This window comes from Mycobacterium sp. E735, assembly GCF_001666955.1.
Classification (GTDB): Bacteria; Actinomycetota; Actinomycetes; order Mycobacteriales; family Mycobacteriaceae; genus Mycobacterium.
The window spans coordinates 56,649-83,033 of record NZ_LZIX01000003.1; the positions used below are offsets into that span (position 1 = coordinate 56,649).

33 protein-coding genes are annotated in these 26,385 nt (G+C 65.5%); 20 read left to right on the forward strand and 13 right to left on the reverse strand.

Annotated features, from left to right (window positions below; genetic code table 11):
- The first annotated feature begins 25 nt into the window (after positions 1–25).
- From pruA to A5704_RS00720, 3 genes are all read left to right on the forward strand, one after another.
- Positions 26–1,657 carry an L-glutamate gamma-semialdehyde dehydrogenase gene (gene pruA, locus A5704_RS00710; protein ID WP_067886864.1) on the forward strand — a complete coding sequence of 544 codons (1,632 nt, stop codon included), beginning with the start codon at positions 26–28 and terminating at the stop codon, positions 1,655–1,657.
- Positions 1,657–2,619 carry a proline dehydrogenase family protein gene (locus tag A5704_RS00715; RefSeq protein WP_067886867.1) on the forward strand — a complete coding sequence of 321 codons (963 nt, stop codon included), beginning with the start codon at positions 1,657–1,659 and terminating at the stop codon, positions 2,617–2,619. Before pruA ends, A5704_RS00715 begins: the two co-directional genes overlap by 1 nt.
- Before the next feature lie 110 nt (positions 2,620–2,729).
- The gene (locus A5704_RS00720) at positions 2,730–3,476 is read left to right on the forward strand and encodes an MBL fold metallo-hydrolase (protein ID WP_067886870.1); all 747 of its coding nucleotides are present in this window, start codon (positions 2,730–2,732) and stop codon (positions 3,474–3,476) included.
- A gap of 66 nt (positions 3,477–3,542) precedes the next feature.
- Here the strand turns inward: A5704_RS00720 and A5704_RS00725 are convergent, their stop codons facing one another.
- The 6 genes from A5704_RS00725 to A5704_RS00745 are packed head-to-tail and all read right to left on the reverse strand — an operon-like array spanning position 3,543 to position 6,869.
- Complete coding sequence (locus A5704_RS00725) at positions 3,543–4,148, reverse strand: TetR/AcrR family transcriptional regulator (protein WP_369828409.1); 606 nt, start codon at positions 4,146–4,148, stop codon at positions 3,543–3,545.
- Positions 4,149–4,159: 11 nt separating this feature from the next.
- Entirely contained in the window at positions 4,160–5,329 is a 1,170-nt protein-coding gene (locus A5704_RS00730; RefSeq protein ID WP_067886876.1) for a lipid-transfer protein, read from the reverse strand.
- Complete coding sequence (locus A5704_RS00735; RefSeq protein ID WP_067886879.1) at positions 5,326–5,781, reverse strand: MaoC family dehydratase; 456 nt, start codon at positions 5,779–5,781, stop codon at positions 5,326–5,328. Before A5704_RS00735 ends, A5704_RS00730 begins: the two co-directional genes overlap by 4 nt.
- Positions 5,778–5,906, reverse strand: coding sequence for a hypothetical protein (locus A5704_RS29520; protein ID WP_255396400.1), 129 nt, complete (start codon positions 5,904–5,906; stop codon positions 5,778–5,780). Before A5704_RS29520 ends, A5704_RS00735 begins: the two co-directional genes overlap by 4 nt.
- Before the next feature lie 7 nt (positions 5,907–5,913).
- Positions 5,914–6,324: a Zn-ribbon domain-containing OB-fold protein gene (locus A5704_RS00740; protein WP_067886882.1), complete on the reverse strand. Its 411-nt coding sequence runs from the start codon at positions 6,322–6,324 to the stop codon at positions 5,914–5,916.
- Positions 6,324–6,869 (reverse strand): MaoC family dehydratase N-terminal domain-containing protein, encoded by a 546-nt coding sequence (locus A5704_RS00745; protein WP_067785458.1) that lies wholly within the window; start codon positions 6,867–6,869, stop codon positions 6,324–6,326. The genes A5704_RS00740 and A5704_RS00745 overlap by 1 nt, the downstream gene beginning before the upstream one ends.
- A 360-nt stretch (positions 6,870–7,229) precedes the next feature.
- On the opposite strand from A5704_RS00745, the gene A5704_RS00750 reads away from it, so the two are divergent.
- Both A5704_RS00750 and A5704_RS00755 read left to right on the forward strand, forming a co-directional pair.
- A complete protein-coding gene (locus tag A5704_RS00750) occupies positions 7,230–8,699 on the forward strand; it encodes an aldehyde dehydrogenase family protein (RefSeq protein WP_067886940.1) in 1,470 nt (489 codons plus the stop codon).
- Between the two features lie 407 nt (positions 8,700–9,106).
- Positions 9,107–9,712 (forward strand): GNAT family N-acetyltransferase, encoded by a 606-nt coding sequence (locus A5704_RS00755; protein ID WP_067886885.1) that lies wholly within the window; start codon positions 9,107–9,109, stop codon positions 9,710–9,712.
- Between the two features lie 160 nt (positions 9,713–9,872).
- Here A5704_RS00755 and A5704_RS27255 read toward each other — a convergent pair whose 3' ends face one another.
- The gene (locus A5704_RS27255; protein ID WP_197504999.1) at positions 9,873–10,184 is read right to left on the reverse strand and encodes a putative quinol monooxygenase; all 312 of its coding nucleotides are present in this window, start codon (positions 10,182–10,184) and stop codon (positions 9,873–9,875) included.
- A gap of 619 nt (positions 10,185–10,803) precedes the next feature.
- Between A5704_RS27255 and A5704_RS00765 the strand changes: the two genes are divergently transcribed.
- From A5704_RS00765 to tal, 4 genes are all read left to right on the forward strand, one after another.
- The gene (locus tag A5704_RS00765; protein WP_067886892.1) at positions 10,804–11,574 is read left to right on the forward strand and encodes an SDR family NAD(P)-dependent oxidoreductase; all 771 of its coding nucleotides are present in this window, start codon (positions 10,804–10,806) and stop codon (positions 11,572–11,574) included.
- A 45-nt stretch (positions 11,575–11,619) separates the two neighbouring features.
- Positions 11,620–12,108: a peptide-methionine (R)-S-oxide reductase MsrB gene (msrB, locus tag A5704_RS00770; protein ID WP_067886895.1), complete on the forward strand. Its 489-nt coding sequence runs from the start codon at positions 11,620–11,622 to the stop codon at positions 12,106–12,108.
- A complete protein-coding gene (gene msrA, locus A5704_RS00775; protein ID WP_082954733.1) occupies positions 12,105–12,662 on the forward strand; it encodes a peptide-methionine (S)-S-oxide reductase MsrA in 558 nt (185 codons plus the stop codon). The genes msrB and msrA overlap by 4 nt, the downstream gene beginning before the upstream one ends.
- Before the next feature lie 129 nt (positions 12,663–12,791).
- Positions 12,792–13,880 (forward strand): transaldolase, encoded by a 1,089-nt coding sequence (gene tal, locus A5704_RS00780; RefSeq protein ID WP_067755714.1) that lies wholly within the window; start codon positions 12,792–12,794, stop codon positions 13,878–13,880.
- 561 nt (positions 13,881–14,441) lie between these two features.
- Here the strand turns inward: tal and A5704_RS00785 are convergent.
- From A5704_RS00785 to A5704_RS28120, 3 genes are all read right to left on the reverse strand, one after another.
- Positions 14,442–14,648, reverse strand: coding sequence for a hypothetical protein (locus A5704_RS00785; protein WP_067886898.1), 207 nt, complete (start codon positions 14,646–14,648; stop codon positions 14,442–14,444).
- A gap of 29 nt (positions 14,649–14,677) precedes the next feature.
- On the reverse strand, positions 14,678–15,388 hold the full coding sequence (locus tag A5704_RS00790) for a sigma-70 family RNA polymerase sigma factor (RefSeq protein ID WP_231968685.1): 711 nt from the start codon (positions 15,386–15,388) through the stop codon (positions 14,678–14,680).
- Positions 15,389–15,803: 415 nt separating this feature from the next.
- Positions 15,804–15,941, reverse strand: coding sequence for a hypothetical protein (locus A5704_RS28120; RefSeq protein ID WP_156670124.1), 138 nt, complete (start codon positions 15,939–15,941; stop codon positions 15,804–15,806).
- Positions 15,942–16,133: 192 nt separating this feature from the next.
- Between A5704_RS28120 and A5704_RS00795 the strand changes: the two genes are divergently transcribed.
- The 10 genes from A5704_RS00795 (at position 16,134) to A5704_RS00835 (ending at position 23,950) form a co-directional block, all read left to right on the forward strand.
- On the forward strand, positions 16,134–16,619 hold the full coding sequence (locus A5704_RS00795; protein WP_067755702.1) for a DUF5709 domain-containing protein: 486 nt from the start codon (positions 16,134–16,136) through the stop codon (positions 16,617–16,619).
- Between the two features lie 20 nt (positions 16,620–16,639).
- Complete coding sequence (locus tag A5704_RS00800) at positions 16,640–18,052, forward strand: NAD(P)H-quinone dehydrogenase (protein ID WP_067886943.1); 1,413 nt, start codon at positions 16,640–16,642, stop codon at positions 18,050–18,052.
- Between the two features lie 26 nt (positions 18,053–18,078).
- Positions 18,079–18,681, forward strand: coding sequence for a DM13 domain-containing protein (locus A5704_RS29655; RefSeq protein WP_082954735.1), 603 nt, complete (start codon positions 18,079–18,081; stop codon positions 18,679–18,681).
- 162 nt (positions 18,682–18,843) lie between these two features.
- On the forward strand, positions 18,844–20,211 hold the full coding sequence (locus tag A5704_RS00805) for an NAD(P)/FAD-dependent oxidoreductase (protein ID WP_067886904.1): 1,368 nt from the start codon (positions 18,844–18,846) through the stop codon (positions 20,209–20,211).
- A 128-nt stretch (positions 20,212–20,339) separates the two neighbouring features.
- The gene (locus tag A5704_RS00810) at positions 20,340–20,939 is read left to right on the forward strand and encodes a sulfite oxidase-like oxidoreductase (protein ID WP_067886907.1); all 600 of its coding nucleotides are present in this window, start codon (positions 20,340–20,342) and stop codon (positions 20,937–20,939) included.
- Entirely contained in the window at positions 20,936–21,688 is a 753-nt protein-coding gene (locus A5704_RS00815) for a ferredoxin reductase (RefSeq protein WP_369828410.1), read from the forward strand. Before A5704_RS00810 ends, A5704_RS00815 begins: the two co-directional genes overlap by 4 nt.
- A gap of 18 nt (positions 21,689–21,706) precedes the next feature.
- On the forward strand, positions 21,707–21,979 hold the full coding sequence (locus A5704_RS00820; protein ID WP_197508425.1) for a DUF6510 family protein: 273 nt from the start codon (positions 21,707–21,709) through the stop codon (positions 21,977–21,979).
- On the forward strand, positions 21,979–22,629 hold the full coding sequence (locus A5704_RS00825) for an RraA family protein (RefSeq protein ID WP_067886915.1): 651 nt from the start codon (positions 21,979–21,981) through the stop codon (positions 22,627–22,629). Before A5704_RS00820 ends, A5704_RS00825 begins: the two co-directional genes overlap by 1 nt.
- A 274-nt stretch (positions 22,630–22,903) precedes the next feature.
- On the forward strand, positions 22,904–23,332 hold the full coding sequence (locus A5704_RS00830; protein ID WP_067886918.1) for a Rid family hydrolase: 429 nt from the start codon (positions 22,904–22,906) through the stop codon (positions 23,330–23,332).
- 210 nt (positions 23,333–23,542) lie between these two features.
- The gene (locus A5704_RS00835; protein ID WP_067886920.1) at positions 23,543–23,950 is read left to right on the forward strand and encodes a four-helix bundle copper-binding protein; all 408 of its coding nucleotides are present in this window, start codon (positions 23,543–23,545) and stop codon (positions 23,948–23,950) included.
- A 23-nt stretch (positions 23,951–23,973) separates the two neighbouring features.
- Here A5704_RS00835 and A5704_RS00840 read toward each other — a convergent pair whose 3' ends face one another.
- Genes A5704_RS00840 through A5704_RS28125 form a run of 3 tightly spaced genes read right to left on the reverse strand, consistent with a single transcriptional unit; the run spans position 23,974 to position 25,897 of the window.
- On the reverse strand, positions 23,974–24,954 hold the full coding sequence (locus A5704_RS00840; protein ID WP_067886923.1) for an NAD(P)/FAD-dependent oxidoreductase: 981 nt from the start codon (positions 24,952–24,954) through the stop codon (positions 23,974–23,976).
- Positions 24,955–25,011: 57 nt separating this feature from the next.
- Positions 25,012–25,518 carry a YkgB family protein gene (locus A5704_RS00845; protein WP_082954736.1) on the reverse strand — a complete coding sequence of 169 codons (507 nt, stop codon included), beginning with the start codon at positions 25,516–25,518 and terminating at the stop codon, positions 25,012–25,014.
- Between the two features lie 25 nt (positions 25,519–25,543).
- Positions 25,544–25,897 carry a hypothetical protein gene (locus A5704_RS28125; RefSeq protein WP_156737574.1) on the reverse strand — a complete coding sequence of 118 codons (354 nt, stop codon included), beginning with the start codon at positions 25,895–25,897 and terminating at the stop codon, positions 25,544–25,546.
- A 20-nt stretch (positions 25,898–25,917) separates the two neighbouring features.
- Between A5704_RS28125 and A5704_RS27265 the strand changes: the two genes are divergently transcribed.
- The coding region (locus tag A5704_RS27265; protein WP_197508426.1) for an SIS domain-containing protein at positions 25,918–26,385 on the forward strand (468 nt) is incomplete at its 3' end.

Genomic DNA, 26,385 nt, shown 5'->3' on the forward strand with positions numbered 1-26,385 from the left:
TCGGCACGGCGAGGATCCTGGCCACATGGACGCGATCACCGAGGTGCCGTTGCCGGCCAACGAGCCGGTCCATGACTATGCGCCGAACTCGCCCGAACGCGGCCGGTTGCGCGGCGAATTGGCCGCGCTCGCCGACCAGCCCATCGACCTCCCGCACGTCATCGGCGGCAGACACCGGATGGGCGACGGTGACCGCGTCGACGTCGTTGCGCCACATCGTCATTCCGCCAGGTTGGGCACCCTGACGAACGCCGGCCACGCCGAGGCGGTAGCGGCGATCGACGCCGCCACCGCCGCCAAGCACACTTGGGCGGCAATGCCTTTCGACGAGCGCGCGGCCGTGTTCTTGCGGGCCGCCGATCTGCTGGCCGGGCCGTGGCGGGAGAAGATCGCCGCGGCGACGATGCTCGGCCAGTCAAAATCCGCCTACCAGGCCGAAATCGACTCGCCCTGCGAGCAGATCGACTTCTGGCGCTTCAACGTGGCCTTCGCGCGCCAGATCCTGGCGCAGCAGCCGATCAGCGGACCCGGGGAATGGAACCGCAGCGACTATCGCCCGCTGGACGGCTTCGTCTATGCCATCACGCCGTTCAATTTCACCTCGATCGCCGGCAACCTGCCGACCGCGCCGGCGCTGATGGGCAACACGGTGGTGTGGAAGCCGTCGATCACCCAGACGCTGTCGGCCTATCTGACCATGCAGCTGCTCGAGGCGGCCGGGTTGCCGCCCGGCGTGATCAACCTCGTCGCCGGTGACGGCTTCGCCGTCTCCGAGGTCGCGCTGGCCGACCCGCGGCTGGCCGGCATCCACTTCACCGGTTCGACGGCCACCTTCCAGCACCTGTGGCAGCAAGTGGGCACCAACATCGGCCGCTACCACAGTTATCCGCGACTGGTGGGCGAGACCGGCGGCAAGGATTTCGTGGTGGCGCACCCCTCGGCGCAGCCGGATGTGTTGCGCACCGCGCTGATTCGCGGTGCGTTCGACTACCAGGGGCAGAAATGCTCGGCGGCGTCGCGGGCGTTCGTCCCGCATTCGGTCTGGCGGCGGATGGGCGACGAATTCCTGGGCGAGTCGGCCGCGCTGCGCTACGGCGACATCACCGACCTGACCAACTACGGCGGTGCACTGATCGACCGGCGGGCGTTCACCAAGAACGTCGACGCCATCGAGCGGGCGAAGAGCGCCGCCCACGTCACCATCGCGGTGGGCGGCGAATACGACGACAGCGTCGGTTACTTCGTGCGCCCCACGGTGCTGCTCTCCGACGACCCCACCGACGAGTCGTTCGCCACCGAGTACTTCGGTCCGCTGCTGTCGCTGCACGTGTACCCCGACGACGACTACGAACGAATCCTCGATGTCATCGACACCGGTTCGCGGTACGCGCTGACCGGTGCGGTCATCGCCGACGACCGCGACGCCGTGCTGACCGCGCAGGAGCGCCTGCGCTTCGCCGCCGGAAACTTCTACGTCAACGACAAGCCCACGGGCGCGGTCGTCGGGCGCCAGCCGTTCGGCGGCTCGCGCGGTTCGGGCACCAACGACAAGGCCGGGTCGGTGCTGAACCTGCTGCGGTGGACCTCGGCCCGCACCCTCAAGGAGACGTTCGTCCCGGCGACCCAGCACACGTATCCGCACATGGCGGCCGACTGATGCCGGGGCTGTTCGCCAGCACGCTGCGGCCGGCGATCATGGCCGCCAGCCGGCGATCGGGATTGCGGCGCGCCGCCGAAGGGCTGCCGGTGACCCGCCGCGTGGTGCATCGCTTCGTGCCTGGCGAGACGATCGGGAGCGCGCTGGACAGCGTTGCGGCGCTGCGCGCTTCGGGCCGCTTGGTCAGCATCGACTATCTGGGTGAGGACGTCACCGACGCCGCCGACGCCGACGCGGCGGTGCGGGTCTACCTCGATCTGATCGACCACCTGGCCCGGTTACACGACGGCGGACCCGTTCGGCCGCTCGAGGTGTCGCTGAAGTTGTCGGCGCTGGGGCAGGCGCTGGGGCGCGACGGTGAGAAGGTCGCCCGGGAGAACGCCCACGCGATTTGCGAGGCGGCGCGGCGGGCCGGCGTGTGGGTCACGGTGGACGCCGAAGACCACACCACGACGGATTCGACGCTGTCGATCGTGCGCGATCTGCGGCTCGACTTTCCCTGGCTGGGCCTGGCTTTGCAGGCCTACCTGCGGCGCACCCTCGCCGACTGTGCCGAATTTGCGGCGACGGGAGCCCGAATTCGGTTGTGCAAGGGCGCCTACGACGAACCGGCGGCGGTCGCCCATCGCGACCCCGCCGCCGTCACCGAGGCCTACCTGCGCTGCCTGCGGGTGCTGATGACCGGCTCGGGCTACCCGATGGTGGCCAGCCACGACCCGGCCATCATCGAGGCGGTGCCCGCGCTGGCGCGCGAAGCGGGCCGCTCCGCAGCCGACTTCGAGCATCAGATGCTGTACGGCATACGTGATCTCGAGCAGCGCCGGCTTTCGGAAGCGGGAAACCAGGTCCGCGTGTACGTGCCGTTCGGCACCCAGTGGTACGGCTACTTCATGCGCCGGCTGGCCGAGCGGCCCGCCAACCTGACGTTCTTTCTGCGGGCTCTGGCGCAGCGCGGGCATTGAGTGTGCGTCGAGGGCTTCGAGCGTGCCGGCTCGGCGACGACACGCCGACGGTCACGCCCTGACCGCACGGTCAAAGCCCACAGCGCACCAACGGGCGTAGCCTTTCGGCCATGAGCCTGGTCATCGAGGAGATGCCCGATCTCGGTATCACCCGGGTCTCGCGCTGGGTCTTCAACTGCTACGTCCTGCGCGGCGGCGACGGCGCGGTGGTGGTCGACGCCGGATTGCCCCGGGTCGCCAGCGATCTGGCGGGGATGCTGAATCGGCTCGGCGGCACGGTGCACGCGGTGGTGGCGACGCATGGACACAGCGACCACGTCGCCGGCGCGGCCGAACTGGCCGCCCGCTATCCAGCCCCCATCTGGTTGCCCGCCCGCACGCTTACCTACCTCGACGGGGCGAAGCCGCGCACGCCGACTCTCGGCCGGGCCGCGAGCATCTGGCCCACCCTGATCGATCAGCCACTCGATCGCGTCGGCTTCAGCGGGTTTCTGGGCGGCGCTCGGCTGGCGGGGTACGGCACGCCGGCCGGCATGCGCTGGACGGGGGCGTCGCCCCGCGGCGGGCTGACCGACGGCCAGTCGCTGCCCGGCGCGCCAGAGTGGACCGTCATCAACGCGGGCGGTCACACCGACGACAGCATCGCGCTGTGGAACCCGACGACGCGCACGCTGCTCTCGGGCGACGCCGTGCTGACCGTGCGCGGCAAGGTTTGGCACACGCCGGAAATCGTCGACGCGGCCAGCGCCGCCGCCACGCGAAAGCGGCTGGAAGAGTTGCCGGTTGCGCATCTCTTGCCCGGCCACGGGCGACCGGTTCATGCCGCGGAAACCGTGTGGCCGCAACAGCGTCGTTGATGTCGCCAGGGTGGCGACACGCCGACAGTCACCGCCCCGGACGCACAGCTCAAAGCTGGGGAGCCGCTAGCTGCGCCGCGGCCGCGGCCGGTCGCCCGCGAAGCCACGCACCACGTGCGCGCGCACGAACTCGGCCGCCACCTCGGGATCGTCCATGTCGCGCATCGAGGACGGCGTGCTGAAGAGCGAGAACAGGATGCGCGCAAACCATTCCGCGGCGGCCTCGACGTCGAGGTCCTTGCGCACCTCGCCGGTGAGCCGCGCGGCCGACAGGTAGGGCGCGAAGAAGTCGACGCACTCACGCAGCAGCACGGCCGCGTCCTTGGTCAGCAACAGGCTGACCGCGTCCTCGTCGAAGTACTTCTCGGACGCGATGGACCGCCGCGCCTGGGTTACGAAAACCGCTGCCTGGCTGAGCTTTTCCTCGAGTGAACCGCCCCGGTCCATGGCCTTTGACATCTCCCGATAGAACCGCTCGGAGGCGTGTTCGGCGCACGCCTCGATGATCGCGGCCTTGTCGCTGAAGTACTCGTAGATGGTGCTGCGGGAAACGCCTGCCGTCCTGGCGATGTCTACTATCGTCGCCTTCTGCAGTCCCTGTTTGCCGAAACAGGCGTACGCGGATTCCACGATCAGCTCGCGGGTTTCGATGGCCTGTGCCGCTTCCGTCATCACGACATCCTCTAATCCGAGGGCGCGAGGATCAAACCGCTGGTGGGCACCCCGGTGCCCGACGTGACCAGGACGTGCTCGACGTTGTCGACCTGGTTGTAGGACGTGCCGCGCACCTGGCGCACCCCCTCGGTGATGCCGTTCATGCCGTGGATGTAGGCCTCGCCGAGCAGTCCGCCGTTGGTGTTGATCGGGAACTCTCCGCCCAGCGAGAGCCGCTCGACGGTGGCGAAGTCCTTCGCCTCGCCGCGCCCGCAGAATCCGAGTTCCTCCAGCTGGGTGAACACGAACGGCGTGAAATGGTCGTAGATGAAGGCGGTTTGGATGTCCTGCGGCTTGAGGCCCGAGTCGCGCCACAGCCGCTGGGCGACCACACCCATTTCGGGCAGGCCGGTGATGTCGTCGCGGTAGTAACTGGTCATCATCTCGCCGTTGGCGGCCGCCCCCTGGGCGGCCGCGGTGATGATGGCCGGCGGCTGCCGGAGGTCGCGCGCGCGTTCGGCGCTGGTGACCACGAGCGCGACCCCGCCGTCGCTCTCCTGGCAGCAATCCAGCAGCCGCAGCACGGGTTCGACGATCCAACGCGAATTCTGGTGGTCTTCCAGTGTGATCGGGCGCTGGTAGAACCAGGCGTCGGGATTGCGGGCCGCGTGTGTGCGGTCCACGACCGCGATGCGGCCGAAGTCCTCGTTCGTGACGCCGTAGGTCGACATGTAACGCTGGGCGTGCATCGCGACCCACGCGGCGGGGGTGAGCAAGCCAAAGGGCGCGTAATGCGCCATGAACAAAGGGGTTCCGAGGTCGGTGCGCCCGCTGCCGCCGAACCGCATGCCGGAGCGTTCGTTGAAGGCGCGCCAGCACACCACCACGTCGGCGACGCCCGTCGCGACGGCCATCGCGGCGTGCACGACGGTACCGGCCGCGGCCCCGCCGCCGTGGTGCACGCGGGAGAAGAAGCTCAGGTCACCGATGCCGACGTTGCGCGCGATCTCGATCTCATCGCTGGAATCCATGGTGAAGGTGACCATGCCGTCGACGTCGCTGGGTGCCAGTCCGGCGTCGTCGAGTGCGGCGCTCACCGCCTCGCAAGCCAATTGTAGTTCGCTGCGGCCGGACTCCTTGGAGAATTCGGTCTGGCCGATCCCGACGATGGCGGCGGCGCCCGGCAGCGAGCCGCTCATGCGCCCGCCTCGTCGAGCAGGCTGAGGACCGCGGTGCCCGAGACGTGGTCACCCAGGCTGTTCGAACCCTTGAACGTCACCTCGACGAAGTTCTCACCACCGGTGCCCTCGGTCTTCCCGGTGACGCTGCCGGTGAAGCGTAGCGGGTCGTCCGGAAAGCACGGCACGCCAAGGCGTATCGACAGCTTCTTGACCATCGCTTCGGGTCCGGCCCAGTCGGTGAGGAACCGGACGCAGTAGCCGTTGGTGGTCAGGATGTTCATGAACAGGTTGGGCGAACCCTGCTTGTTGGCGTAGTCGCGGTCGTGGTGCACGGGCATGAAGTCGCGGGTCGCGATCGCCCCGGCGACGATCATCGTTGTGGTGATCGGGACTTCGAGCGGGGTGACCTCGTCGCCGATGGAGATGTCCGCCCAGCGCAGGGTGGTGGTGCGGCTCGCGGTGGTCGTCATGAAAGTCCTTCCGAATACGTCGCGCCGATGCCGCCGTGGACTTGCCGGGCGGTCGCGGCGACGCGCGCGCCGGCCTCCGCGGCCCAGGATTCGGTCTCAGGCTCTTCGGTGAAGGTGAAGTCCATGCCCCGCCTACCCAACCGGCCGGAACTGGTGCAGCACCAAGTCTTCAGAGCCAGGACCGTCGAAACTTTGGTAACACACCTCGACCGGCATCCCCGTTCTCACGTCGGCCGGGTCGATGCCGGTCAGGTTGGATACCAGCCGCACGCCCTCTTCGAGTTCCACCAGCACGACGACGTAGGGATATTCGAAGAACGGGAACTTCGGTTCGTGCGGCATCACGTAGCTGTAGACGGCGCCGCGCCCCGACGACTCGACGGTGTCCCAGTCCAGGGAACGGCAGTGGGGGCACATCGGGCGGGGCGGGTGGCGCAGCTGTCCGCATCCGCCGCAGCGCTGGATCAGCAGCTTGTTGTCCCGCAACCCGTTCCAGAAGAACTCGGTGTCCTTGGTGATGGCCGGCGCAAGTCGGGTCGCCATCAGCGCTCCGGCCTGAATCGCAGCACCCGGAATCGCTGCCGTCCCAGAACTTCTCCGTTCTGGTCGGTGTAGGTCGTCAGCCAGGTCAAAAAGAAGCCGGTGCCCAGCGCCGTCTTCTTCTCCTCGGAGACCGATTCGTACACCGTCGTCGCGCTGATGATGTCGCCCAGGCGCGGGTAACGCTCGATCTCGAACTCCGAGTTGGTCGCCACGGTGCTGGTGTAACCGGCCTCGTCCAGGAACGCCGTTGGGTTGCCTTTGATTTCGACGGGAGCGCCACCGCGCTCGCCGATGCCCTCCAGGAGCGGTGACGGCATGGTCCAGGTCTGCAGCATCACCGGCGGCGACACGATGCCTCCGAACCGCGATCTCTCGGCGAACTCCGGGTCGAGGTAAACGGGATTCATGTCGGCCATCGCGTACGCCCAGTGCCGGATCATCGGCTGGTTGACCGGATCTGGGGCCAGCGAGGGCTTTCCGGTGCCGCCGGTCGGTTGACCGACCAGGGCCTTAACCTTGGCGCTGACGGTGTCTGAGTCGGTCACTTGTGGCTGTCCTCCTAGTTTTCCTTTGGCGCGAAGGCCACGAGAACGAAAGTTCAGATGACGTCATCCAAGTAGACCGGCGCCCGTCGCGGCTCCCGCGACACCTGGGAAGGATTGCGCGTCGGGAAGGGAAGGAATCGCGGTGGAAAAGCGGTCCGCACGGCGGCCTCCCGAAATAACCATTCCGACACATTAGGGTGATGTGTCTTGCGGCCTTGTGTTTACCCTGGCGCCCCGTCCCTGTCAACACCGGGCCGAAGCGCGAAAACGGTGTGCAATTCGCGTGGTCGATGATTGACCGCACGGCACCGCGGGTGTACACCAAGTGGTTAGATGACCGACGTTGGGGTGAGGAACCGCATGACCAAGCTGCAAACTCCGGGATCCCTTGTCGACACCTATCAGCTCTACATCGACGGCAGATGGATCGAACCGGAGGACGGCCGCTACGACGACATCAACCCGGCCACCGAAGAATCCATCGGCACCGCCCCCGACGCGAGTGTCACCCAGGTCGGCGCGGCGATCGGCGCCGCGCGTGCGGCCTTCGACACCGGGCCCTGGGGCCGGACGGGCCCCGACGAGCGGGCCGGCTGCCTGAACCAGCTGGGTGAGGCCCTGCTCAAGCACGCCGACGAGATCTTCGCGCTGTCCCAGGTCGAATGGGGCTGCGTCACAAACGAGCGGATGATGCAAATCGACGGCGCCGGCTACATGTCCATGCATGCCGCCCAGCTCGCCACCAAGCTGATCGACGAGCCGGTCACCGGGATCGGCGCCGGAACGACGTTGCTGCGCCACGAGCCGCTCGGTGTCGTCTCGATCCTCACGCCGTGGAACTTCCCGCACTGCCTCAACGTCATGAAGGTGAACAACGCGCTGGCCGCGGGCAACACCGTCGTGCTCAAACCCTCGCCGCTGACGCCGCTGGCCGGGCTCGCGCTCGCGCGCATCATCGACGAGGAGACCGACATCCCGCCCGGTGTGGTCAATGTCGTCACGCCGTCGGGCCTCGAGGCCGCCAAGCTGCTCACGACGGATCCGCGCATCGACATGATCAGCTTCACCGGCAGTTCCGCGGTTGGTTGCGAAGTCATGCGGTCGGCGGGCGACGCCATGAAGAGGCTGTTGCTGGAGTGCGGCGGGAAGTCGGCCAGCATCATCCTCGACGACACGCAGGTGACCGACGACATGCTGCGGCAGATGCTGTTCGACTGCTGCTCGTTGCATGCCGGGCAGGCCTGCATCCTGCACAGCCGGCTGCTGCTTCCCGATTCGCTGCACGACGAAGTCGTCGATCGGCTCGTCGCGCTGGCCCGCGACGTCAAGGTAGGTGACCCCACCGACCCGGCGGTACAGATGGGGCCGCTGATCAGCGCGGCGCAACGCGACCGGGTGCAGGCGCACGTCGACGGCGCGGTCCACGACGGCGCGACGCTGGCCACCGGCGGCGGTCGCCCTGTCGGACTGGACGTCGGCTACTACTTCGAACCGACGATTCTCACCGGCGTGCAACCGGATTCGACGATCGCGCAGGAGGAAGTGTTCGGCCCCGTGCTCTCGGTGCTGCGCTACCGCGACGACGACGACGCCGTCGCGATCGCGAACAACTCGTGCTACGGGCTCTCCGGTGCGGTGTGGGGCGCCGACGTGGACCGGGCGCTCGCGGTCGCCCGGCGGATGCGCACGGGCCAGGTCGCGGTCAACGGCATCGGGCCGGGCGACGCGCCGTTCGGCGGTTACAAGCTGAGCGGGTTCGGCCGGGAGAGCGGGGGGATCAGCGGCTTGCATCAGTACATGGAGGTGAAGGCCATCGGAGTTCCGGCGTGACGGGACACCGCGCCGGGCTCCACACCGTCGCACTCGCCAGTGAGATCTGAAGTTCCTACACCGCAGAGCTTTTCGTCGACCTCGGCGCCGAGGTCACCCAAAATTGAGCCAGCCGGAGATCCGTTGCGCCGGTGGGGTCCGTTCCCGGGCGGAGTCGGCGACCCGCAGCGCTCCGGACTTTCGAGTACTCAACGCCGGAAAGCGCCGCGCTACGCTCGATCTGGCCGAGCCGGGCGATCTGACGGCGGCCCGCGAGCTCATCGCGCGAGGCGCACGTGCTCATCGAGGATTTCGGGCCGGGAACGTTGGAACGCCGCGGGCTGCCGGCCACAAGTTTTCGCCCTTGGCGGGGATTAAAATCGGGTGACTTGCCGTAGTAAGTGTGTATGACAAACCCAGGAGGCGAAATGACTGATCATCGTCACGTCGAATGGGACCCTGGCACGCGCCGCATACTGACGGCCCGGCTCTTGTTGCGCCCTTGGCAGCTCGACGACGACACCGCCGCCTGTGGGATATATGGGGCCGCGGAGGTTTCGCGTTGGCTGTGTCCGGCGCTGCCCGTGATCACCGACGACGCGCACATGCGTCAACTCTTGGGCGCGTGGATCGCCGAAAGCGACGCGACCGGCCTGCCCCTGGGCCGATGGGCGATTACCGATAGAGACTCTGGCGACCTGATCGGTGGAGTGGCACTGCTTCCACTTCCACCTGGCCGCACCGATCTTGAGATCGGATGGCAGGTCGCACCGGCGCTGTGGGGTCGCGGCTATGGCGCGGAAGCCGGTCATGCGGTGGCTCATCACGCATTCACAAATGTTGGTGTCAGTGAGGTCTTCGCAGTCGTGCGGCCAGGCAATCATCGCGGGGTGGCCACGGCGCGGCGAGTGGGCATGGAATGGGTCGGTGAGACCGACAAGTACTACAACTTGTCCCTTGAAATCTACCGACTGAACAAAGCCGATTTGGATTTGCCAGAGCCGGCCTGCGCACCGGCGCCGGGATCGCACTAGTCCCGAATGCCACAGTGGTGCGGCCTCTTGCGTGTCCCGGCGCTGACCAATCTGGATAAGGCCCGGCCATTAGCTGTCGCCGCGGGGTCACCCTGGACCATAGACCGGAGGGCCCGCTTCCGACGGGCGGTATGACCCGGAGCGCGGGAGGCTCAGGGGCTTAGCGACTTAATACATGGTAGAAGGTGACCTGCGCCTCGCCGTTCTCAGCGAACTGGGCCAACGCTCGCACGCTCAGCGCGAAGTGTTCGGTTTGGACGTGGAGATCGACACCGTGCTGGTTTCGGAATCGCTGATAAAGTGTGAAATGTCCTGGCTGATCCCGGTCTTCGTGGAGCCGGAAGGTGCTCACGTCTCCTTCGGCCAGCGACTGCGGGATTAGCTCAGAAAGCGCAATCCGCAATTCGTCTTCTCTGCCTGGCAAGGCCGTGGCCTCAGTGATCAGGACCACTTCTTCATCTGAGCCGTACATGGTTGACACTCCTTCATCGCCGCCGCAAGGCTGTGAATAGATACGGCACTGAGTAATTAATCTGCGGCCGACGTCATTTCGTGTACACGTCGTCACATCGGTGGTTGCCTTAGGCATACGTTCTGACGTCGCCTGCCGCCGGGTAAACGTATCTCGCGGCCACTTTACTTCCCGGTCTTTTGTTCTGGGGATTACAACCGGCTTCCGTCAATCCAGTCATGACTCGCCAGCACCGGCTGCCTGCAAAGTGCTGACGTCAAATCGGCGGCAGACGACTCCGGCTGCACCGGTTCTCAACTGTGCGCTGGCTCCTCACCGAAGCGCGAAGCTCTTGTCCCCTGATTGCCCAGGTTGATGTCGCGAAGCTTCGCCCCTCACGCGGTGATCGAGAGCGAACACCGTCACGGCATTGCGGTGTCGGCAGTTGATCTGGGCGCCCCGGCAGAACTCACCCGGGTGAAACAACGGGCGGGTGATGACAGATCACCCCGCCGAACAGCAGATTGATAGCAGTTCGAGTCGACACGAAGCCGGGCGTAATCACCAGGGCTACAACTCTTGTTGTTGGGCAAAGGGCCCAGCAGAAGTCGCCGAGAATTCAGCAGCAGAAAGGTTCACCATGCACTTCGATTCCAAGAAGGTAATCGTCGTCGGAGGCAGCGCCGGTATGGGCCGGCAGGTCGCCGTTGACATCGTGCGCCACGGCGGCAGCGCGGTGATCGTTGGCCGGTCAAAGGACCGTGTTGATGACACGGTCGTCGAACTGACCGGCGCGGGCGGTCAAGCCTGGGGGGTCACCGCCGAGTTGACCGATCGTAGCGCGGTGGGCGACGTCCAGCGCGCCGTCATCGAGAATCACGGCGACGCGACACTGTTGGTCAACGCAGCTGGATTCTTTGTTCCCAAACCGTTTCTCGAGCACGACGCGCTGACCTACGACTCGTACATGGAGCTCAACTACGCCTTGTTCTTCCTGACGCAGACCGTCGTCGAGGGCATGATCGCCCGCGGGGAGGGTGGCTCCATCGTCAACATCGGCAGCATGTGGGCGCATCAGGCGATCGGTCTGACCCCGTCGTCGGCGTACTCCATGCAAAAGGCCGGACTTCATGCGCTGACCCATAACCTCGCGATCGAACTCGCCGAACATCAGATCCGCGTCAACGCTGTGGCACCCGCCGTCGTCAAGACACCGCTCTACGAGGGTTTCATCCCGAAGGGCGAGATCGACGCCACACTCGCCACTTTCGCGCCGCTTCACCCCCTGGGGCGCGTCGGCACCCCGGCCGACGTCGCCAACGCCGTTACGTACCTCCTCTCCGATGAGGCCAGTTGGGTCACCGGCGCGATTCTCAACGTCGATGGCGGCATCATGGCGGGCCGCAACTAATCCGGCACGCCGGCGCTTCCAGGCTGTGCGAACGAAGGAGATCAAGTGTCACACAACTACAGCAAGAACCCTGCCGCGGTTGCCGCGCTAACCCCCGAGCAGTACCGCGTCACCCAGGAGAGCGGCACGGAGCTTCCGTTCACGGGCGAGTACTGCGACAACCATGAACCCGGCATCTACGTCGACGTTGTCTCTGGTGAACCGCTTTTCGCCTCGGTAGACAAATTCGACAGCGGAAGCGGTTGGCCCAGCTTCACCCGGCCCATCGGCGCGGACAGCCTTATCGAGAAGCGCGACCGCAGCCACTTCATGGAGCGGGTCGAGGTGCGATCCGCCCACGCCGACAGCCATCTGGGGCACGTATTCCCTGACGGCCCCGCACAAGCGGGCGGCTTGCGCTACTGCATCAACTCGGCGTCCCTGCGATTCATCCACCGCGACGAGCTGGAAGCCCAGGGTTATGGGCAGTATCTGCGGTTGTTCACCAAAGATGAATCGGAGCGGCACCAAAGCGTCGGCGAGGAGAAATCATGACTGACCACAAGATCGCCGTCCTTGCCGGTGGCTGCTTTTGGGGTATGGAGGACCTGTTTCGCGAGCGTCCCGGTGTGGTGTCCACCCGGGTCGGCTACACCGGCGGCAGTAACACCCATCCCACCTACCGCAATCACCCCGGCCACGCGGAGGCCATCGAAATCACCTACGACCCAGGCGAGACCGATTACCGGGCATTGCTGGAATTCTTCTTCCAGATCCACGACCCGACCACCAAGAACCGTCAAGGCAACGATGTCGGAACCAGTTACCGATCAGCGATCTTCTATCTCGACGACGAGCAAAAGCAGATCGCGGTGCAGACCATTGCCGACGTCGAAGAGTCAGGTCGCTGGCCCGGCCCCGTCGTCACCGAAGTGAGCCCGGCCGGCGAGTTTTGGGAAGCCGAACCCGAGCACCAGAACTATCTGCAGCGGTATCCATCCGGCTACACCTGCCACTACGTCCGCCCCGAGTGGACGTTGCCCAATTGCGGTAATGGTGCCGGCGGCGGGGGGCCAGTCGGGGCGGAACATGCCGAGCCCAGTCAATAACGACGTCGGCCCGGCTGCTTCGCCCGATTGGCAGGTGCTGCTGAGTGCGTACGCGCCGCTGGTGCTCTTTCGGGCTGTATCTGCAGTGGTTTCGTCGCGGCTTGGCGACCGGCGAGCGGCGGTGACGGGATGACTCAGAACCCGAATCTTGCTGCACTATCGGCGGCAGGGGTATCGGTCTGGTTGGACGACTTGTCGCGCGACCTGCTGCAGTCCGGCAAGCTGCGGCAGCTGATCGACACGAGAAGCGTTGTCGGCGTGACTACTAACCCGTCCACCTTTGAGCGTGCGCTGACAAACGGCCGCGCCTACGATGGCCAGATCGCCGAGCTGACGGGCCGAGGTACCGACATCGACACCGCGGTCCGCACGGCGATCACGGACGACGTCCGGGCGGCGTGCGATGTACTCCGACCGCAGTGGGAGGCCTCTGACGGGGTCGACGGGAGAGTCTCCATTGAGGTCGATCCCTCGCTGGCGCACGACACCGAGGCAACGGTCACGCAGGCCGTCGAGCTGACAAAGGTGGTCGACCGGCCCAACGTGTTCATCAAGATACCGGCGACCACAGCGGGGCTGCCCGCGATCACCGCGACGCTGGCCAAAGGTGTCTCGGTCAACGTCACGCTGATCTTTTCTGTCCAACGGCATCGAGCGGTGATGGACGCCTATCTGGCCGGCATCGAGGCCGCCAGGCAGGCGGACGCTGATATCTCCCAAATCCACTCCGTGGCATCACTGTTCGTGTCGCGAGTGGACGCCGAAGTCGACAAGCGACTCGAGGCGATCGGCACCGATGAGGCGCGCAGACTGCGAGGACAGGCGGGCATCGCCAACGCCCGACTGGCCTACGCGGCCTACCAGCAGGCCTTCGAAGCCGAGCCACGCTACGCCGAGCTGCGCGCCGCGGGTGCTCGCGTGCAGCGGCCGTTGTGGGCTTCCACCGGTGTAAAGAACCCCGCTTACCCTGACACGAGGTACGTCACGGAACTTGTGGCACCAAACACGGTCAGCACCATCCCTGAGGCGACGCTGGAGGCGGTGGCCGACCACGGCGTCATCGCCGGTGAGACCATGGCGGGCCAGGCGGTAAAGGCGCAGGAGATGTTCGACCAACTGACCGCAGTCGGTGTCGATCTGCCGGACGTATTCGCTGTACTCGAACACGACGGGGTGGCCAGGTTCGCGGCGTCCTGGTCGCGGGCACTTCACCGCTAAATACCTTGCGCTCTGCGGGTTTCACCCGTCACGCCAGGCGTCCGGGTCCGAAGAACAATGAGGAGGAATTGTGAGCGGCTACGTCGCAGGCGTTATCGGTGGCATTGTCGGCGGACTCGCAATAGCCGCGCTAGGCATGGCCTACGGCGCGGTGAGTGGGCGGGGATTGTGGACGCTACCCAACAGTATCGGCGGGCTCATCTTGGGCCCAAGACGGACACACACCAGGGCGTTTGGTGTGGCCACCCTGGTCGGCGGGGCCCTGCACGTCACGCTCTCGGCGGTGTTCGGCATCGTCATCGTTCTTGTCTCGCAGGATTTCACGCACGCGTAACTCTCAACTGGTCTGGTGGCGGGCGTGGCGCTCTGGCTCATCAACTATGTTGGCGTCGGCGCGATTGATTCTGGCGCACGGGGGGTGGCGAGGGTCAATCCCGTACCGATCGCGCTCGGGCTGCACCTGCTATTCGGATTGATCACCAGTGTGGTCGCTGTCCTGATCCTGCGACCATGAGATCTGGCGGTCGCCAATTGTTGCCGCCGGCTCGTAATCGACTGCCGCTAGGCGTCTTCCAACGCCTCGCCAAGCGATTGAAGAGCCTTGTTGTGTTGCGCGTTGACCAGCGTATGACCCACCAACAACGCGGTGACGACGGGCCATTCCATGATCCCGAACAGGGCCATCGCGCCAACGCCGGCATAGAAAGCCAGATGCTCCGGTCCGGGCAGCATCAGGCCGATGTTCCACGGCGACGACGGGGTAACCACGCGCCCGCACCGAGCTCTCGCTTTATTGATCAATTCAGTTGACCTCCTGTTCCGGACCTTGAGCGATCGGCGCTTGCCGGCTGGGCCCATCCGGGCTTGGCGTCGTTGACAATTCGCCGCTGCCGGGTCCTCCAATCGAGGCCTTCGATCGTTATGGGCACGTGCTGGGTTGCCGCGGCGCAGAGCAATTCGCGCAATTGTTTTCGACCGCGGTTCAGCCTCGAACTCACGGTTCCTTGCTGGGTGTCCGTCATGGCGGCGATCTCCTTGTAGGAGTAGCCCGCAATATCGGCGAAATACACGACCGTGCGGAACTGCTCGGGCAGGCGCATCATTGCCGCCTTGAGGTTGGGATTCGGCAGCAGTTCGAGCGCCCGGTCTTCGGCAGATCGTAGGCCCCCGGGCGTGCGTGGGGCGCTGGCGGCCAGCTGTCGATCGGAGACCTCCCCACTCGGATGTTCCGCGGGACGGCGCTTTTGCCTCCGGTAGCTGTTTATGTTGGTGTTGGTCATGATCCGTCGCAGCCACGCCTCGACGTTTGTTCCCCGCTGGAATGCCCGGAATCCGGCATACGCGTTGAGCATCGTTTCTTGAACCAGATCCTCGGCATCCACTCGATTGGACGTCATCCGAAGAGCTTGCCGATGCAGCCGCTCGAGAAGCGGGATGACTGCGCTTTCGAATTCAGCGGTCAGGGTGACGTCTTGCGCCTTTGTGCAATCAGCGTGCTCGCGGCTCACGTTACGTCCCCGCCATCGCGAAAAGCATTGGCATGCAGGGCGGCGCGCCATCGCGTGCTCGAGCCGGACAGGACCGGGCCGCAGGGGAGCGGTGCGGGAGAACGGTCCTGCCCTGCGCTGTGGTCCATGCCCCACGGGAGAACGAGGACCGTATGCGCGAACGTCTGAACCCAGCGGTCATTGCATCACCTTCTTTCGGCCACTAAACACACGCGGCCAATTCGCCGTTGAAAAACCCGACCTGAGTTCGCGGACCGATCGGGGGCAACTTCGTCGCGCCGGCGGTCGGTTACGTTTGTTCCGTTGCCGATCCCGAACCACGCAGCCCGGCCGCGGGTACGGCCCTTTCTCGCCTCCACAAGACCTCCGGTTGTCGTTCCGGTGCCAGGATCTAGCGCGACGGGGTGAGTGGTCATCACCCGCCGGGGCAAATCATCCGGGTGACCGCGCAGGCCGGCCCTTCGCCTTCGACCTGCGCGATCGGCCCAATCGTCGGGGCCGCGCAAACTTTCATGGCGACTTCGATGACGAAACTGTTGAGGTCGATGCGCACAGATCGCCGAATTCGTGGACGGCGCTCACGGCGGTTCGTTTGTCGTCTATCACCCGGGTGAGTGGCGAAGGTGGGCGACGACAGTTCACCCCTCTGGACGTCATGATTCAAAACGTCTACAGCTGCGCACTGCGTGCCGTTGTCTCAACAGCAGCGCATCCGCCAGCGCAACCAAGACCTCGCGGATATGGAATGGAGACGGCACAGATGGGGATTTCTGAATTCGATGATGTGCAAGCCCATCTGCTCGAACCAGAAGAAAGCCTGGACTCGGAACAAACGGGCGTCGACCTCGACGAGGGCTACTCACCCCCGGAACGGCCCCGTGAACTTCGGGCCTGGGGTCTCACCGCGAGGGAAGCGCGGACCCATGAAAGTCTGGCGCGCCGACTGGCCCGTGAGGTACCCGACGTGACCGATCAGTGGGATGGCGACGGAATCGGTGATAGCGCCGACAGCGACGGGGAGCCTATCGACGACCAGGTCGGCGACATGCGCGCAGGTCGGCTTGTCGCCTTCGATGTCGACCCTACGGACCCCGGGACGGATTACCTCGCCCACGACGTCGGCATTGACGGCGGCGCCGCCTCGGCCGAGGAAGCCGCCATGCACATCGTTGTCGACGAAGACACCGGCGCCGGTGAGGGAGGCGTCTTTGACGACCTCTCGTTCGGGTAGTGGGTGAGATTCGAGCCGCAATGATCCGCATCGTGATCCTCGGCGGCGGCCCGGCCGGCTACGAGGCGGCATTGGTCGCGGCTGCACGAGATCCCGCCGTAGCCCGCGTCACCGTCGTCGATTCCGACGGGGTCGGCGGCGCTGCGGTGCTGTGCGACTGCGTGCCATCGAAGACCTTTATCGCCTCCACCGGGCTACGCACCGAACTGCGACGGGCGACCCGCCTGGGTTTCGACATCCACATTGACGACGCCAAGGTCTGTTTGGCGGACATCCACCAGCGGATCAAGATGCTCGCTGCCGAGCAGTCGGTGGATATCACCGCCCAGCTGCTGAGCATGGGTGTCGAGTTGATCGCGGGCCGCGGCGAGCTGGTCGATGCGGCTCCCGGTCTGGCGCGTCACCGCGTCAAGGTGAGCGCGCGCGACGGCAGCACCACGATCCGCGATGCCGATGTGGTTTTGATCGCCACCGGCGCGAGCCCCCGGGTCCTGCCGTCGGCGCGCCCGGACGGCGAGCGCATCCTGACCTGGCGCCAGCTCTACGGCCTGGACTCGTTGCCCGACCACCTGATCGTGGTGGGATGCGGGGTGACCGGGACCGAATTCGCCAACGCCTACAACGAATTGGGCGTGAGTGTAACGCTGGTAGCCAGTCGCGACCGAGTGTTGCCGTACGAGGACGCCGACGCCGCGCGGGTGCTCGAGGAATCCTTCACCCAACGCGGGGTCAAATTGATCAAACACGCGCGGGCGCAATCCGTGCGGCGCATCGGCGAGCAGGTGGTCGTGACAATGACCGACGGCCGCACCGTTGAGGGCAGCCACGCGTTGATGACACTCGGTTCCGTGCCCAACACCCGCCGGCTGGGTTTACAACGCGTGGGCATCGAACCCGGGCCCAGCGGCTACATCGCCGTCGACCGGGTGTCACGGACATCGGCCGTGGGCATTTACGCCGCGGGGGACTGCACCGGCGTTCTGCCGTTAGCCTCGGTTGCCGCGATGCAGGGCCGAATCGCGATGTATCACGCGCTCGGTGAGGCCGTAGGGCCGCTCCGGTTGGGCACCGTCGCGGCGACGGTGTTCAACCATCCGGAGGTCGCGACGGTGGGTGTCTCGCAGACCGCGATCGACCGCGGCTCGATTCAGGCCCGCAGCATCACGCTGCCGTTGAAAACCAATGCGCGGGCCAAAATGTCGGAACTGAGCCAGGGCTTCGTCAAGCTATTCTGCCGGCAGGACAGCGGCGTGATCATCGGCGGCGTGGTGGTCGCGCCGATCGCTTCGGAACTGATACTGCCGATCGCGATGGCTGTTCAAAACCGGATCACCGTCGACGATTTGGCGCAGACGCTGGCGATCTATCCGTCGCTGTCCGGCTCGATCACCGAGGCGGCTCGCCGGCTCATAGCCCGCGACGATCTGAACTGATGCGCGAACCAAATCGGCCGACTGCCATGCGGTCCCGGGCATGGTTCATCCCGCATCGCCTCGCTCGACCAGCGATCGCCATCGCCGGACTGCCAGTGGCGCTGTGGTGGCTGCAACCGTGGAAATTGTTGGTCAGGACCACCGCCGATGAAAGGCTGCCGCCGGGAGCGCGGACCACCCGCCGTGGAGAATTCACCGGTCACATCCATCGAACCAGTGGTGTCGCGCGCCTCGTAACCCTGGCTGACGGGGCACAAATTCTGCGGCTGGAGAACCTGCACACCACCTTCGGACCAGGACTGCGCGTGTGGCTCAGCGACGCACCCGTAGACCATGCACGGTTCCCATGGCGAAAGTTTGCACACGGCACTCACATAGACCTCGGTCGCCTACGCGCCAACCGGGGGAACGCCGATTACGTCGTGCCCAATGGGGTCGATACCGACACGCTCAGGAGTGTAATCCTGTGGTGCGAGCGCTTCAGAGTCCCCTTCGGCGCGGCGCAATTACACCCCGGATCCGATGATTCCCTCCGCCCTTGCAAGGGGTCGCCGCAACCTTCGCGTCGCACATCATTCCTCACCCGCGGCTTGCGCGTTATCACCCGGGTGAATCGTGCTGAGGAGTGATGACAGAAGGCCCGGCGGCGGGGAATGCTCGTGCTGGGGATCTCCACAGCCGGCTGCCACGCCGCAGTCGAGGACTCCGTGGCCGGCCAAGGAACAGCACGACCTCACGCGATCGATCCCCGACGCTCGGTGGATACCCGAATATCAAACAGGAGAAGAGATATGGAGGCGGTCCCAGTTCACCGTCGACCGCGGAAGGCGGCACCGACCACCTCGGTTGTGATCGTCGGCAGCGGGTTCGCCGGTTTCGAGTGCGCGCGCCGACTGGTCCGACGGCTAGCCAGGGCGGGTGCCTCGGATGTGAGGGTGACCATAGTTTCACCGGTCGACTACCTGCAGTACACGCCATTGCTCGCGGATGTCGCCGGAGGGCTCGTCGACCCGAGGTTTGTCTGTGTTCCGCTGGCCGGAACGCTCAAGGGCGTGCGGGCGGTGCGTGGCCACGTCGATAGCGTTGACTTCGACCGGCATCTGCTGTCGTTCACCGATCCGGAGGGCCAAGTAGGGACGCTGTCCTGGGATCGGCTGGTCTTGACGCCGGGCTCGGTGACCCGGCTGTTCGATATACCCGGCTTGGCCGAATACGCGCACGGGCTGAAGTCGACGGCCGAGGCGCTGTATCTGCGTGATCGCGTGATCGAGCAGTTGGAACTGGCTTGCGTGGACGAGAATGAGAAGCGCGCGGCCGCGCGACGCACGATTGTCGTTGTCGGTGCGTCGTATTCCGGCTCCGAATTGACGGCGCAGCTGCGTGCGCTCGCCGACGCCGCGGCGAAGCAGATGCATTTCGATCGGGCCTCGGTGCGGTTTGTGCTGCTGGACTTGGCCAACCGGGTCATGCCCGAGCTGGGGCAGAGGCTCGGCGACGCCGCGATGCGCGTGTTGCGCTCGCGCGGAATCGACGTGCGGTTAGGCACCACCCTCAGGGAGGTTCACGCCGATCATGTCGTGCTCATCGACGGTTCGCGCATCGACACGTACACGGTTGCGTGGGTGGCCGGCGTGACCCCCTCACCGCTGATCGCCACGCTGGGATTGGAAACCGAGCGGGGCCGGCTCAAGGTGCGGACCGATTTGCAGGTAACCGGTCATCCCGACGTGTTTGCCGCGGGCGACGCCGCCGCCGTTTCGGACCTAACCCGGCCTGGCAAGATCGCCCCGCCGACCGCCCAGCACGCGACCCGACAAGGGAAGACGTTGGCCCGCAACGTCGCAGCAAGTCTCGGCTACGGCCGGCGAAAAGACTATCGCCACAGCGACAAGGGCATGGTGGTCGACTTGGGTCCGCGCTACGCCGTCGCCAATCCGTTGGGCGTGCACCTGTCGGGCTATCCCGCGAAGCTCATCACCCGCGCCTACCACCTCTACGCGCTTCCCCGGTTAGTCAACCGCTGGGCGGTCGCACTCGCATATCTCACCGACGTCTTCTTTGCCCGCACCGTGTTGTCGATGGGATTTGCTTCCGGTGTCGACGCCGGATTCGCTGCCGGCGGAGTGGTCCGGCTACCGCAGGCGGCAGGGGCAGAATGAAATTCGACGCCACCACGGTTGTTTTTGCCTTTCCCCCGGCGCCGCAGGTGATTCGCCGAGGTCGTATCCCAGCAGCACCCCTATTTCCGCTTTGTTCGGGTTGATCACCACAGCGAGACGGAGCACCAATGACTGTCGTCAACAAAGGATTTCGTGGACGCCGTGCTGAATCGGGCCCCGAACTGCCGCCCGGCCAGCATTTGACCGGGGACTTTCCTGTCCTGCAAGCAGGACCGACTCCGCGGATCGATCTCGATGACTGGCGATTCACCATCCGCAACGAGCTCGGCGCCGAACATTCGTGGACCTGGGCCCAGCTCAAGCTCCTGCCCAGCGAGAGGCTCAACGTGGACATCCACTGCGTCACCACGTGGTCCAAGCTGAATACCAAGTGGGAAGGCGTCTCTCTGGACACACTCTTCGAATCGATCGACACTGCTGCCGGATTCGCATTGGTCGGTTCCTACGGTGGCTACACCACCAACCTTCCGCTGGGCGACCTTCTCGGTGGTAAGGCCTGGATTGTCTACGCGTACCAGGGCGCGCCGCTCGGCCCGGTGCACGGCGGCCCGGCACGACTACTGGTACCGCACCTGTATTTCTGGAAGTCCGCGAAATGGGTGAGATCCATTGAGCTGCGCGACAGCGACACGCCGGGGTTCTGGGAGGGGCTGGGCTACCACAACTACGGCGATCCGTGGCGAGAACAACGCTACGCCGGGGATTGACGACGGCTGTGGACGTCCGCGTCAATGGGAAGCTGCAGTGGCGGGTCGCGCGCGTGGTGCACTCTGAATCCCAGACCGAGTCTGCGCAAACGATCGGACTGACCGTGCCGGGCTGGACCGGCCACTTGGCCGGCCAGCACATCGATCTCAAGCTGACCGCCGAGGACGGATACAGCGCGCAACGCAGCTACTCACTGAGCAGACCGGCCGACGGCGAGCGCATCGAGCTCACTGTGCAGCAGATTCCAGACGGGGAAGTCTCGCCCTATCTCAACGGGCTCGTCGCCGGCGACGAGATCGAACTCCGAGGACCCATCGGCGGCTGGTTCGTCTGGCGGCCCGACCATGAGGCTCGGGTTCTGCTCGTCGGTGGCGGATCGGGAATCGTGCCGTTGATGGCCATGCTGCGACAGCGGGTAACGGTCGGGAGCGCCGACTTTCGGTTGGTTTATTCGGTGCGCAGTCCCGACGACGTGTATTACGCCCAAGAGCTGCGCCGGCTCGAGCGCGACTGTGACTGGCTGCAGATCGCATTGGTCTACACCAGGGTGGCCGCGCCGCAGACCACCCGGCCGCCCGGCCGGGTCCGCGCCGCCGACCTCGTGTCGACGGAATGGGTGCCCGGCGACGTCGCGCGCGTCTACATATGCGGCCCAACGGGATTTGTGGAGTCGGTGACCGCGAAGCTGATCGAACAGGGGCATCAGCCGTCCGCCATCCGGACCGAGCGGTTCGGGCCGAGCAGTTGATCGAAGAAACGAGGAGTGATGACCGAACCAATGCACGTAGACGGTAACGCGGTCGCGGGCGCCGTCGCAGAAGTGCTCGGACTCGACGCCACCGCTATGACATTGACCTGCGGGAAATGCTGTCGCAGTGGGCCCTTCGCTGAAAGTCACGTCTATCACCGCGGGCCCGGCGTCGTGGTGCGGTGCCCGTGCTGCGAAAACATCCTGGCCCGGCTTGTGCGAACGCCCACCGATGTGTGGCTGGACTTCCGCGGCGCCGAGTCCTGGCGTGTCCCCATCCCGGCGGACTGATGGAGTCCCTCGACGCACTCGCCGGCCGGGTGCGCACCGCCGACATCGTGGACGCCATGGGGCGACTGCACCGCCATCGGTGTCATCTCCTCGACCTGGTGAGCCCCACTCCCGGTCGCCAGCTCTTCGGTCCCGCCGTGACCATCGCCTACTTCCCGGCGTGCCGGGCCGCTCTCCCGCCCGAGCGCTACAACTTCAAGAGGTTGTTCTACGACGCCATCAAAGGCGGCGCCGACGGGCGCGTGCTGGTCCTGGCCAGCAACGGCTACACGGACGCGTCACTGGGCGGTGGGACTAAGCTATCTCGGGTCAGCAACCATCGGCTCGCCGGCATTCTCGCGGACGGGCGGCTGCGCGACTTCGCCGAGCTCCAACGCTTCAACCTCGCCATCTATTGCCGAGGCGAAACAACGCGGTGGGGCGGCGATTCCGTCACCCCCTACGAGGCGAACCGCCCCGTCGTGGTCGCCGGGGTGGCGGTCCGTCCCGGAGACTACGTCTTTGCCGACTCCTCGGGCGCCGCCGTCATACCCGCCGGCGATGTGCGCGCCGTACTACGCGCCGCCAACCAAGTCGCGGTGCAGGACGCTGCAGCCATCGCCACGATCAGAAACGAAACCTCAACCACACCGGCAGGCAACGAGAACTGAGGGGTCGGTGCGGGAAGAATTGGGGACATCGACCGCGGGGCGGCTTGCTCGAGTGCGCCCTGGTCGAGAATACGCACCGCAGACCCGATTCATCGGCGGCCGCTCACCCGGGTGAATTACGCAGCCGGATGACGACATCTCGCCCCATCCGCACCGATAGTGGTCGTTGGTCTGAGTCAGCGACCTCCAACGCCGAGACCAACCGCCCTTCTCGGACAGCACATCTGGCGCAGCAACTCCGCGGCTCAGGAATCTATGACGAGAGGAAGACCCGATGACCAAGCCCGAATTTTTCGACACACCCGGATACGGCGAGATCGCCCGCACCCGTAACCACTACAGACAAGCGTTGCGCATCGGCGATCGCATCGAGATCTCGGGCCAAGGCGGCTGGGAGGCGGACTTCTCCTTGTCGGCCACGTCCCTGGAAAAGGAGATCGTCAAGGCGTTCGACAACGTCGAAAAGACCCTAGCCGAGGCGGGCGCCGGCTGGAGCGACGTCGTGAGCGTCCACTCCTACCACGTCCCCACCGCCGACGAAGCCATTGGTGATGAACACATGTCGGTGATGGTGGACCAGTTCCGCAAGCTGTTCGGCGAAAATCCGCCGGTGTGGACCGCCGTAGGCGTCGAGGCGCTCGCACTACTCAACCAGCATGTCGAGATCGAGGTCGTCGCCATCGTCGGACCCGGCAGCAAGTAGACGTCGGTATCAGGCCGCCGAAGTCGATGACTTACCCGTGAAACGGAAGCACCTGCCTCGAGGTGGTCGACGACTAGGGGCCAAGACCGGATCAAGCGTATGTCAGCCGGACTGAGGAGGATCGACCTGGACCGGATTCAGTACCCCGCTAGACCACATTAGCTTTTGCCACACAAGCTTTCAGTTTCAGACAGATTGGAGAACGGGTCAATGGACACCGTAAGCAGCATGCTGGATACCTATCCCAGGGAGCTCGGTCGTGTCGATAAGGCCAAACTGATCCGGTGCATCGAAACCTGTATCGAGTGCGCTCAGGCATGCACGGCGTGCGCGGATTCCGACCTCAGCGAAGAACGGGTCGCGCACCTCACGAAATGCGTTCGCACAAACCTCGACTGTGCCGACATGTGCGCGACGACCAGCCGCGTGCTGTCCCGTCATACCGAATACGATGCGAACATCACCCGCGCGGTGCTGGAGGCATGCGCGGTCACATGTAAGGCTTGCGGCGACGAATGCGAACTGCACTCAGTGCATCACGAGCACTGCCGCATCTGCGCCGCTGTCTGCCGGCGCTGCGAGGAAGCGTGTCGCGAGCTTCTTGCCGCACTGGGCTGAACGGCCCTCGTGTACAACCGGTGTCACTCACCATGAGATGTGGGTGAAGTGGGCCGCACGGCCGTCGGAGACCGTGATTGGGTGAGCCAGTGCAGCGCGTCGAGGGCGGCCGCGCAGCCGCTGGCCGCCGCGGTGACCGCTTGCCGGTAGCGCCGGTCGATCAGGTCGCCGGCGGCGAATACGCCGTCCACTGAGGTGCGGCTCGTCTCGTCGCGCGTCCGGACGTAGCCGCGGCCGTCGAGGTCGAGAAGCCCCGTCAATCGATCCGAGCGAGGCATCTGTCCGACGGCGACGAACACTGCGGCAATGTCGATGTCGTAATCGGCGGTGGTATCGGTGTTGCGCACCCGTAGGCCTGTGACGCCGTGTGTGCCGTGGATGGCCAGCACTTCACTGGACGTCAGGATCGTGACGTTCCGATGGGCGCGCAGCCGAGCGACGGCGATTGCCGATGCCCGTAGCCGGGGGCGGTGGTGGACGAGGGTCACGTGCCGGGCACGGTGGACAAGATAACTCGCCTCTTCGACCGCGGCGTCGCCACCGCCGACAACGGCGACCGCGCAACCGGTGAACTGCGCGCCGTCGAGTTTGGCGCTGGTGCTCACTCCGTGGCCCAAGAGGTCGCGCTCGCCCGGCACATCGAGCGGCCGGTCGACGGAGCCCATCGCGAGGACGACGGCTCGGGTGTGGTGCATTTCGTCGTGTATGGCGATCGTCTTGATGTCGCCGTGCAGATCGAATCGGTCGACGTCGCCCGCCTGAAGTTCGGCGCCGAAACGCTGTGCCTGGTAACGCATCGCGGCCGCCAGCGCGGGTCCACACACGGACGGACCGACGCCGGGGTAGTTGTCCACCGGCCCGGCGGCCATCAGCGCACCACCGGGCGCCTCGCCCTCCACGACGAGGGTGTCCAGTCCGGCTCGCGCGGCGTAGATCGCCGCGGTGTAGCCGGCGGGACCCGACCCGACGACGATGACATCACGAACCCGGCTCGCAGAACTCATCAGTCGGTGGTGGCGTGCTGGGTGCGCCGCGCGGCGGCCACACTCGCGGGCCAAGAGTCAGGCCGGCGGTGCCTGGCGTTGGCGAGTTGCGCCGATGGAGTCCGCCAACAGCCACAGGGCCAAGCCCAGCAGCGCGATGTCTTTCATCAGGAATTCGCCATTGGCCGACAGGACGGGAAAGCCACCCGCGGTCGGTTCACCAATCCCAGGCGTGCTGACCATAAAACTGAGCGTGCCGAGGAAGAACGCCGTCGCCAACACACCGCCGATTACCGAAGCCTTCGGGTACCACGGCCTCAACGCAAGCAATGCCGCCGTCACCAACTCCGCCGTACCCAGCAGTCGGCCGAACGCGCTGATCGACATGATCTGATAGACCCAGCCCAAAAACGGGCTGTGGGCCACGAACGGTGAAACGCCGTGGGACTCGTAGTAGGTGAATTTCATTGCGCCGAACCAGGATATGACGACGACCAGTCCGTAGCGCGCGATGAGTGGTGCGGCTCCGACTCGTAACCCACGATTTGTCCCCAGCCTGCCCTTGTTGGTCTCGCTGACGGCCATCAGATCCGTCTCCCTTCATTTGCAATTACTTGGCCATACGCCAGGATCGGCGGTTTCGCACGCACATCACTCCACTGAGCGCAGATAGAACGGTGGCCGCGTGCTCACCGCAGCCGACGTAGACAAAACGCGACTCCCGCTGCGCCGCAACGTCGGCCGCCACTTCTCGAAGCTTCGCAGGCAACGTCGTGGTAGCGACACTGCGCGCGATGCCGGAGATGTCGTCGCCGTCTTCGCCGAGAATCATCGAGGCGACATAGTCATGGACGAACAGAGCGTTCAGAAACCCTTTCGGGCTGCTCGATGCACCGCTACGCAGCAGAACCTCACAGTCGGCAACCGCGGCAAGGGCACTGACCGGTGAACCCCAGAACAGCACGGCTGCTTTGCGGTGGACAGTTGCCGCGTCCGCGGCTCGCGAGTCTGGCCGCCCTTCACGTCGACGCCAGGGCTCAAGCCCGATCATTTCTCGACTTCGATCGGGTACCGATCTCGCTGGGCCTATACCCGTCGGTTCGCGATCACGGGCACCGCATCATCCTCACCGGTATAGGCGCATCGCAATTGGCGGCCCTGGCGAGCTGGCGGCGGCTCGGTGCGGCCGGCAGGGCCGCGTGGTGGATCGATACGGAACATCTTCTAGAGAATCCGCGGCCGGTCACCTCCGACTCGCTGCTGGTCGTCACATCGCCGTCGGGGTCGAGCAGGCATGCACGCGCTTTGACCAACGAGCTCGGCCGGACCGTGAGACCAGCAGCGATGATCGCGATCACCGATGACCCGGCCAGTCCCCTTGCCGCGGTTGCCGACTGTGAGGTTCTGCTGCGTAGCGGTGCATCGAGCAGCCCGAAAGGGTTTCTGAACGCT